This is a genomic window from Saccharomonospora iraqiensis subsp. iraqiensis, assembly GCF_000430445.1.
In the GTDB taxonomy this organism is placed as follows: domain Bacteria; phylum Actinomycetota; class Actinomycetes; order Mycobacteriales; family Pseudonocardiaceae; genus Saccharomonospora; species Saccharomonospora iraqiensis.
In genome coordinates this window covers 4,858-7,323 of the sequence record NZ_KE387062.1, presented here as the reverse complement: position 1 = coordinate 7,323, position 2,466 = coordinate 4,858, and the positions used below count along the sequence as shown (strand labels likewise).

The window sequence follows — 2,466 nt, the reverse complement described above, 5'->3', positions numbered from 1 at the left end:
CGTGCTGCTGCACGCCGCGGCCGAGCTGGTCCGGCGCGACCCCGCGCTGCGGGACCGGCTGGTCGTGCTCATCGCCGGGGGGCCGTCCGGGACCGGGCTGGAACAGCCCACGTCGCTGAAAGAGCTGGCGGTGCGACTCGGCATCGACGATCTGGTGCGGTTCCTGCCGCCGCAGTCCACCGACGGGCTGATCGACGTCTACCGCGCCGCCGACGTCGTCGCCGTGCCCAGCTACAACGAGTCGTTCGGCCTGGTGGCCCTCGAGGCGCAGGCGTGCGGGACCCCGGTGGTGGCGGCCGAGGTCGGCGGCCTCCCGGTGGCGGTCGACCACGGTGTCTCGGGCCTGCTCGTGGGCAACCACCGTGCCGGGAACTGGGCCGACGCGCTCGGCCGGGTGGCCCTGGACGCCGGGTACCGGGACGCGCTGTCCCGCGGGGCGCGCGCCCACGCGGCCGGGTTCTCCTGGGAGCGGACCACCGAGGCCCTGCTGGAGACCTACGCGGAGGCCACCCGGGCCTTCCGCGACTCGGCGCTGGAGGTGGCGGTGTGAGCGGGCACGACGGTGTGCGCGGGCGCGACACCGGGAACGCCCGGGGCGCCGCCGCGGGCGGGACGGACGCCGGGGCGGACACGGAACACACGGGAAACGGTGGTGATCGGGTGCGGGCCGTCGACGGCGTGGTGCGCTCGGCGCTCGACGCGGCCGAGCTGGACTACGACCGCAAGGGCGCGGGTGTCTACTTCGTCACCCTGCCCGGGACGAAGAAGCTCCAGACCAACTGCTGGCTGATCGCCCGGGAGCACTCGTTCGCGGTGGAGGCGTTCGTGTGCCGGCGTCCGGACGAGAACCACGAGGACGTCTACCGCTACCTGCTGCGGCGCAACGCCAAGCTCTACGGGGTGCACTACACGATCGACCGGGCGGGTGACATCTACCTGGTCGGCAGGCTCGGACCGGACACGGTCACGGAGAACGAGATCGACAAGCTGCTGGGCCAGGTGTTGGAGGCCGCCGACGGCGACTTCAACACACTGTTGGAGCTCGGCTTCGCCGAGTCGATCCGCCGCGAGTGGGACTGGCGGGTCTCCCGTGGCGAGTCCCTGGCCAACCTCCGTGCCTTCGAACACCTCATCCACCCGGACTCCCACACCCCCGGCTCCCTCACCGCCGACTGACCTCCGCGCGGCGGGGTTGCCGTGAAGGCCCCCTTCCCTGCATTCGATGCAGGGAAGGGGGCCTTCACGGCACACACGGCGGGCGGTACACGCGGTGTGGAGCGGAGGGGGAGGGGTGTCGCGGGGCGGCTCGAGGGAGGGGGGAGTCGCGAAACTCGAGCCGCCCCGCGGACATACCCGCCTTGGTGGACCCGGTGGCGAGGGGGATGCCAACGGGGCCGGCGGGCCGCAGCTCGGCAGGGGGGAGACGAGCTGCGCCTCGTTGCCCGCGTCCGGCCGGGGAGTGCGTGGTGCCGACCGGGCGGGTCCAAGCCAACTTGTCAGACTCGGCACGGTAACCACAAGGCTACCCACTACCCCGTTCGGGTGATTTTGCCCTTGATCGTTAACGCTTTGCGATTTTGGTTATCGCGCCGCAATCTTGTTGGCAACTTGCTAGGTGTTCGAGTGAAGATCATTCACTTCTTACTCAACAGTACGTAGAGCCACAGGCTCCGCCGACCACTCGATCGGCTCTCTGGCAGTCTTGAAGCATGGCCGAACTAGGGACCTTGGTGCTGCTGCGGCACGGACAGAGCACCTGGAACGCGGAGAACCTGTTCACCGGCTGGGTCGACGTCCCGTTGTCCGCCACGGGCGAGGAGGAGGCCCGGCGGGGCGGGGAACTGCTCGTCGAGTCCGGGGTGCTGCCCGACGTCGTACACACCTCGCTGCTGCGTCGTGCGATCTCGACGGCGAACATCGCCCTGGACGTCGCCGAGCGGCACTGGATCGACGTGCGCCGGAACTGGCGACTCAACGAGCGGCACTACGGCGCCCTCCAGGGCAAGGACAAGAAGCAGACGATGGACACCTTCGGCGAGGAGCAGTTCATGCTCTGGCGCCGGTCGTACGACACCCCGCCGCCGCCGATCGCCGCCGGTGACGAGTACAGCCAGGACGCCGACGTCCGCTACGCCGACCTCGGCGCCGAACTGCCGATGACCGAGTGCCTCAAGGACGTCGTCGCCCGGCTCCTGCCGTACTGGGAGTCGTCGATCGTGCCCGACCTGCGGGCGGGCCGGAACGTGCTGGTCGCCGCGCACGGGAACTCCCTGCGGGCGCTGGTCAAGCATCTCGACGACATCTCCGACGCCGACATCGCGGGCCTGAACATCCCCACCGGCATCCCGCTGCGCTACGACCTCGACGCGGAGCTGAAGCCGACCAACCCGGGCGGGACCTACCTCGACCCCGACGAGGCGGCCAAGGCCGCCGCGGCGGTGGCGAGCCAGGGCCGCTGACCCCCCA

3 protein-coding genes are annotated in these 2,466 nt (G+C 70.6%); all 3 read left to right on the top strand.

All coding sequences use genetic code 11. The annotated features are described in order from the left end of the window. Positions 1-550, top strand: a 550-nt coding sequence (locus ACTIR_RS21825; RefSeq protein ID WP_034238491.1) for a glycosyltransferase, incomplete at its 5' end; no start/stop codon positions are given. Between the two features lie 110 nt (positions 551-660). Next, the gene (locus ACTIR_RS0105130) at positions 661-1,176 is read left to right on the top strand and encodes a type III secretion system chaperone family protein (protein ID WP_026453473.1); all 516 of its coding nucleotides are present in this window, start codon (positions 661-663) and stop codon (positions 1,174-1,176) included. A gap of 533 nt (positions 1,177-1,709) precedes the next feature. After that, a complete protein-coding gene (locus ACTIR_RS0105125) occupies positions 1,710-2,459 on the top strand; it encodes a phosphoglyceromutase (RefSeq protein WP_026453472.1) in 750 nt (249 codons plus the stop codon). Positions 2,460-2,466: the final 7 nt, after the last annotated feature.

What these genes read in the sequence shown, in the direction of transcription:
- ACTIR_RS0105125 (WP_026453472.1), top strand. Translation starts at nt 1,710, where the DNA reads ATGGCCGAACTAGGGACCTTGGTGCTGCTGCGGCACGGACAGAGCACC.